Below are 6,000 nucleotides of genomic sequence, written 5' to 3'. Positions count from 1 at the left end.
CAGAAACAGAAGAGGTAACTTCCGAATTTTCCAATTCCGAAAAATCCTCAGACTTTCTCTCACTCCCAGAGCAAAATAGGCAGAAATTTCAAAATGATGAAAATGCTAGATTTGCCAAATTAATCACCAATGTAGATGGTTATCTTTGCGAATTAAAAGAAGCACAAATTCGCGATGGTTTACATATATTCGGTCAATCTCCTCAAGGTCAACAACTACGAGATTTAATCGTAGCGATCGCTCGTCATCCTAGTACTACTCGTTTAGGTTTAACTCGCGCTTTAGCTAAAGACTTAAACTTAGATTTTGATCCTCTCACCGACGATTTTTCTACAATTATTAATGGGAGTTTAATTATAGATGGAAAATTTTGTCGTACCCTGGGTGATGCTGTTGAGTTGCTTGAAGAAAAAGCAGCTAATTTAGTCGAAAATTTAATTAACCAAAATTTGATTAACTCTCCCTTCCCACAGACAAATAAAGAATTAGAATGGATTCGCCAAAATCTTCTACCTTCTCTGCAAAAAACCGATCGAGAAATTACCAATTTATTAATAGGATTAGATGGCAAATATATTCCCAGTGGTTCATCTGGCGCTCCGACAAGAGGTAGACCAGATGTTTTACCCACAGGTCGGAATTTTTACTCGGTAGATATTCGCGCCATTCCCACAGAAACCGCTTGGAAAATAGGGCAATTAGCAGCAGAAAATTTAATCGAAAGATACACTCAAGAAAATGGCGAATATCCTCAAACTTTAGGGTTATCAATATGGGGAACTTCTACGATGCGAACTGGTGGAGATGATATTGCTGAAGCACTTGCTTTATTAGGAGTAAAACCTGTCTGGGATAGACCCTCCCGAAGAGTTATCGACTTTGAAATTTTGCCAATTTCAATATTAGGAAGACCTCGTGTAGATGTAACTTTAAGAATTTCTGGTTTTTTTAGAGATGCTTTTCCTAATATTATCGATCTATTCGACCAAGCTGTTATTGCTGTGGCTAATTTAGATGAACCGGAAACAGAAAATCCTTTAGCGGCTCAAGTTAAAAAAGAAGTCAAATATTGGCAAGAATTAGGGTTGACTGAAGTTCAGGCAAAAGCACGTTCTCAATATAGAATATTCGGTTCCAAACCAGGAGCTTATGGTGCAGGTTTACAAGGTTTAATCGAATCTCAAAATTGGCAAGATGATCGAGATTTAGCCAGAGCTTATATTAATTGGAGTAGTTATGCTTATACAGGAATTAATAATAGTTATAGTCAGGAAGCAAGGGCAATAAATTCTCCCGAAGCATTTTCCAAACGTCTCCAACAAATGCAAATAGTTTTGCATAATCAAGACAATAGAGAACATGACTTATTAGACTCCGATGATTATTATCAATTTCAAGGTGGAATGACTGTAGCAGTTCGTGCTTTAACTGGCAAAAATCCTCATACTTATTTTGGCGATAATTCCATGCCAGAAAATCCTAAAGTTAGACAATTGAAAGAACAAATTGCTAGGGTTTATCGTTCGCGAGTTGTTAATCCTAAATGGATAACTGGAGTAATGCGTCATGGTTATAAAGGAGCTTTTGAAATGGCAGCAACAATAGATTATTTATTTGCCTATGATGCTACGGCAAAATGTGTAGAAGATTTTATGTATCAAGGAGTAGCAGAAGCTTATATTTTTGATGAGAATGTACAATCATTTATTCAGGCAAAAAATCCTTGGGCATTACGAGATATGGCAGAAAGATTATTAGAAGCAAATCAACGAGGTTTCTGGCAGTCTGCTAGTCAACAAATGTTAGATAAATTGCAGGCAATCGCTCTAGAAGCAGAAGGGATAATTGAGGCTAATACTTAATAAAAAAACCTAATAAGGTGGGCAAATATTCAAAATTATCAACTCATCTCACAAACACATATATTTGCCCGACCTACTGATTATGTGTATTTAATTATAACTGCTAAATGTGTAGCAGATTTTATGTATCAAAGAGTAGCAGAAGCTTATATTTTTGATGAAAATGTACAGTCATTTATTCAAGCAAAAAATCCTTGGGCATTACGAGATATGGCAGAAAGATTATTAGAAGCAAATCAACGAGGTTTCTGGCAGTCTGCTAGTCAACAAATGTTAGATAAATTGCAGGCGATCGCTCTAGAAGCAGAAGGGATAATTGAGACTAATACTTAATATAAATAGTCATTGCAAAATTACATTTCCACCTCGTCATTGCGAGCGAAGGGAAGCAATCTCTAGTAACTTCGGGGAATTATATTTTCTCATCTCCTCGCAATGACAGTTGGGTCTACTAGGAACAATTTTTTATAACCTTAATAGTCTTCTTTTTGAGAGTAATTTATTTATCCTCAACATCTTTTTTTTTTAGTCTAACTATGTGTTTTCCTCCCTGTTTAAATTTGTAAGTAACATTCCAAGTTCCTGTTAGTGGATAAAGAATTATTGTTGGTATTTCCTCTTCTTATTCACTATGATCAGTCTTATTTTTTTTGTTAACTTTCAGAAAAATATTTTGGGTTTTAATAGGGTTGTATCTCCCTTGTAATGTAACTGGTTCACAAATAGATAATGAGTTATAATCAACCAAAAGTGAAGGCGATAGAGATAAATAACAGATAAGCTATCCCTAAAGATATCAGAAAAACTACAGGATAACTAGCTCTAGCTCCTTTCTCTCCGAGAAACTTTTTTACCACTTCGTCCCAAAATTCAATAAAATGAAAAATTATTTTTATAACCCTTGTAAAATAGGCATTAATTTTTCATTCAATGTTTTATATCCTGCTCGATTAAGATGAAGAAAATCTCTACTATATTCTTCCCTAACTTTTCCTTGTTGATTTACTAAAATGTCTCCTGTATCAAAAATTATTACTTCTTTGTTTTCCAATGAATAAATAAAATCATTTACTTCCTTAATTGCTGAAATTACTATATCCGGCGACCAAAAAATTTTTCTCTCAAGAGGTACTTCTGCAAGGGGAAAAATAGTTGTCAGAATCACAACAGCACCAAGCTGACGAGACTGACTCACAATTTCTTTTATATTTGATTTACACTCAGAAATAATTGTCTCTTTATTTTCAGGAAATAGAGGTATTCTGTATAAATCATTGACACCAACTTGAACTATGACAATATCTGGATACAAAGGTTTAATATGTCGATTTAATCTTCCTAAAACTTGCCCTGTAGTTTGACCAGAAATACCTCTATCGATAAAATTAAAATCATCAAAACCTTCAGGTAAATTCCAAGCACGAGCGCGAGAATCTCCAAAAAAAATTATATTCTTTTGTTGGGAATTTCCAGTTTCTTCAGGATTAGGAGCGAGGGGATAATAATTTATGGCAAGTGGGTTTAATTGCAGGGAATTTAATTTTAAATAAAAATTTCTGCTTCTGTTAAAAAATAGAAAGTTAAGCCATAGTGAAACTAATGTAATTATTGATAAAAAGATAATTATTATTTTGTTTTTATTCATAATCGAAAATTCCTCAAACCTAAAGTCAAATTAATACTACCAAAAAGTAGTCATATCAAACAATAAGACTGATTTGATCTAGAGAAAAACAAACTCTTTTAATTCCTCTCAGAGAAAATAGGGATAGTCTCATTTTTCCATAATTTTAGCAACTATCTTACACTCAAAAAAATCTCAACTAATTTCAGTTAACTTTTATAATTGCTAAACCTGCTTTATGAAATATTCCTACAAAGCATTTTTACGAAAAATTAGTAGTTAGTAACGATAGAAATATAGTAATCACTTTACCAATTAATAGTTGAAAATTGACAATTAATAATTACTTAATTTAAGGTTGAAAGCCTCTTATTTTAAGAATAAAAAGTAAAAATTTTCTTCCCTTGTCTCAATCCTCTTCCTTTTAGGGAGAGGTAATTATCAATTATGCATTATCAATTATCAATTCTTGAAGCTGCTTTTTGAATAACAAATATTTGTTTTTTTGTCTAATTTAACAAAATATATAACTCTTTTAAAAGAGGCGTTAATTTTTCATTCAAAGCCTCATATCCCGCCTTATTAATATGAAGCAAATTTATCCTATATTCTCGCCGAACTTTTCCTTGCCCATTTGCTAAAATCTCTGTCGTATCAAAAATTATCGCATTTTCTTTTTCCAATGAATAAATAAAATCATTCACTTCCTTAATTCCTATAGCTACATCCGGCGACCAAATACTAGCAATAATTACTAGGAGACAAAAATGACAACAATCTTACCTAGAGAAAAAAAGACAATTTCTATCCCCCCCCTAGAAATCGGAATGGGGTAAAAGAATATATCGTCTGGCAAGTGAGCGATCGCCAGTTTGACTGAAGAGAACGCCACGTCTCCATCGTTTGCATCTATTCGATAAAATAAATAATTTTATTTAAACTATTAGGCTTGTCAAAAAATAAAAAATAAAATTAATTACTATCCATAAATTATCAACTCTTACCTCTATTCCCTATTCCCTGTTCCCTCTTTTATGGAGATGTCTATTGCATAGAATTATAAGTAAAAGTCACTAACATTTTTTCTACCTTTTTCCTAAAAATATCTTCCTTATTACCTGTTGCCTACTCTGACAAAAAACTCTATATCTTTTTCTCTAGATGTTTAATGTAGTAAAGTTAAGTTTGACATTAATTATAGTAGAGTGCTTTTTTCATGGGTAAAAGATTAGAACGTCGGAAATTTTTAATTTATGGTTCTGCTGCTCTAGGTACGAGTATTTTTCTCAAAGCTTGTGGTGGTGCTAATAACACTACATCTGAGACTAACGCAATTAAAGTGGGTATTCTCCATTCCCTCAGTGGCACAATGGCAATTAGTGAAACTACAGTAGTTGAAGCAGAAAAGTTAGCTATTGAGGAAATAAATGCTGCTGGTGGTGTATTAGGTAAGCAAATAGAGGCGGTTGTAGAGGATGGTGCTTCTGACTGGCCTACTTTTGCGGAAAAGGCAAATAAACTTATTGAGCAAGACCAGGTAGTTACTGTTTTTGGTTGTTGGACTTCTGCTTCTAGGAAGTCTGTTTTGCCTGTTTTTGAATCTAAGAATCATATGCTTTGGTATCCGGTGCAATATGAGGGTCAAGAATGCTCGAAAAATATTTTTTATACGGGTGCTGCTCCTAATCAACAAATTGAACCTGCTGTAGATTGGTTGTTAGAAAATAAGGGAAAGGAATTTTTCTTAGTTGGTTCTGATTATGTTTTTCCTCGTACTGCAAATACGATTATTAAGGAGCAGTTAAAGGCTAAAGGTGGTACTACTGTTGGTGAAGATTATTTACCTTTAGGAAATACAGAAGTTACTCCGATTATTACGAAGATTAAACAGGCTTTACCTAATGGTGGAGTTATTTTTAATAGTCTTAATGGTGATAGTAATGTTGCCTTTTTTAAACAGTTGAAGGGTGCTGGTATTACTCCGGAAAAATATCCGGTTATGTCGGTGAGTATTGCTGAGGAAGAAGTTAGACAAATTGGTAAGGAGTTTCTTGTAGGTCATTATGCTGCTTGGAATTATTTCCAAACTGTTGAGACAGAAGCTAATAAAAAATGGGTGGCAAATTTTAAGGCAAAATATGGTGCAGACCGAGTAACAAATGACCCGATGGAAGCTGCTTATATTATGGTTTATCTTTGGAAACAAGCAGTGGAAAAAGCTGGTTCTGCTGATGATTTAGAAGCAGTAAGAATGGCGGCGATCGGACAAACTTTTGATGCTCCAGAAGGTTTAGTTACTATGAATGCTAATCATCATATTTCTAAGACTGTGAGAATAGGTCAAGTTCGTGATGATGGTTTGTTTAATATAGTTTGGTCTACTGAAGGAGCGATTAAACCTATACCTTGGAATCAATTTGTTCCAGCAACTAAGGGGTTTGCTTGTGACTGGAGTGACCCTAATAAAGGTGGTAAATATAAAGTCAGTTAACAGTTATCAGTTATCAGTTATCA

The 6,000-nt window shown here is 33.8% G+C and carries 4 protein-coding genes and 1 pseudogene; 3 read left to right on the top strand and 2 right to left on the bottom strand.

Annotation, left to right across the window (positions count from 1 at the left end; genetic code table 11):
- Window positions 1-1,862: cobaltochelatase subunit CobN (gene cobN, locus ACP6PM_RS20615; protein WP_426587904.1), on the top strand; the 1,862-nt coding region annotated here is incomplete at its 5' end.
- A 99-nt stretch (window positions 1,863-1,961) separates the two neighbouring features.
- Window positions 1,962-2,195, top strand: a pseudogene (locus tag ACP6PM_RS20610) (cobaltochelatase subunit CobN); the annotation flags it as partial.
- Window positions 2,196-2,754: 559 nt separating this feature from the next.
- Here the strand turns inward: ACP6PM_RS20610 and ACP6PM_RS20605 are convergent.
- Both ACP6PM_RS20605 and ACP6PM_RS20600 read right to left on the bottom strand, forming a co-directional pair.
- Window positions 2,755-3,507 (bottom strand): SGNH/GDSL hydrolase family protein, encoded by a 753-nt coding sequence (locus ACP6PM_RS20605; RefSeq protein WP_426587902.1) that lies wholly within the window; start codon window positions 3,505-3,507, stop codon window positions 2,755-2,757.
- A 488-nt stretch (window positions 3,508-3,995) separates the two neighbouring features.
- Window positions 3,996-4,190 carry an SGNH/GDSL hydrolase family protein gene (locus ACP6PM_RS20600; RefSeq protein WP_426587900.1) on the bottom strand — a complete coding sequence of 65 codons (195 nt, stop codon included), beginning with the start codon at window positions 4,188-4,190 and terminating at the stop codon, window positions 3,996-3,998.
- Window positions 4,191-4,702: 512 nt separating this feature from the next.
- On the opposite strand from ACP6PM_RS20600, the gene urtA reads away from it, so the two are divergent.
- Window positions 4,703-5,977, top strand: coding sequence for an urea ABC transporter substrate-binding protein (gene urtA, locus ACP6PM_RS20595; protein WP_426587898.1), 1,275 nt, complete (start codon window positions 4,703-4,705; stop codon window positions 5,975-5,977).
- Window positions 5,978-6,000 lie beyond the last annotated feature (23 nt).

Origin of the sequence: Dapis brunnea BLCC-M229 (assembly GCF_050015995.1) — a bacterium.
Classification (GTDB): domain Bacteria; phylum Cyanobacteriota; class Cyanobacteriia; order Cyanobacteriales; family Microcoleaceae; genus Trichodesmium.
The sequence above is the reverse complement of the archived record's forward strand: the minus strand, read 5'-3'. Positions and strand labels throughout refer to the sequence as shown.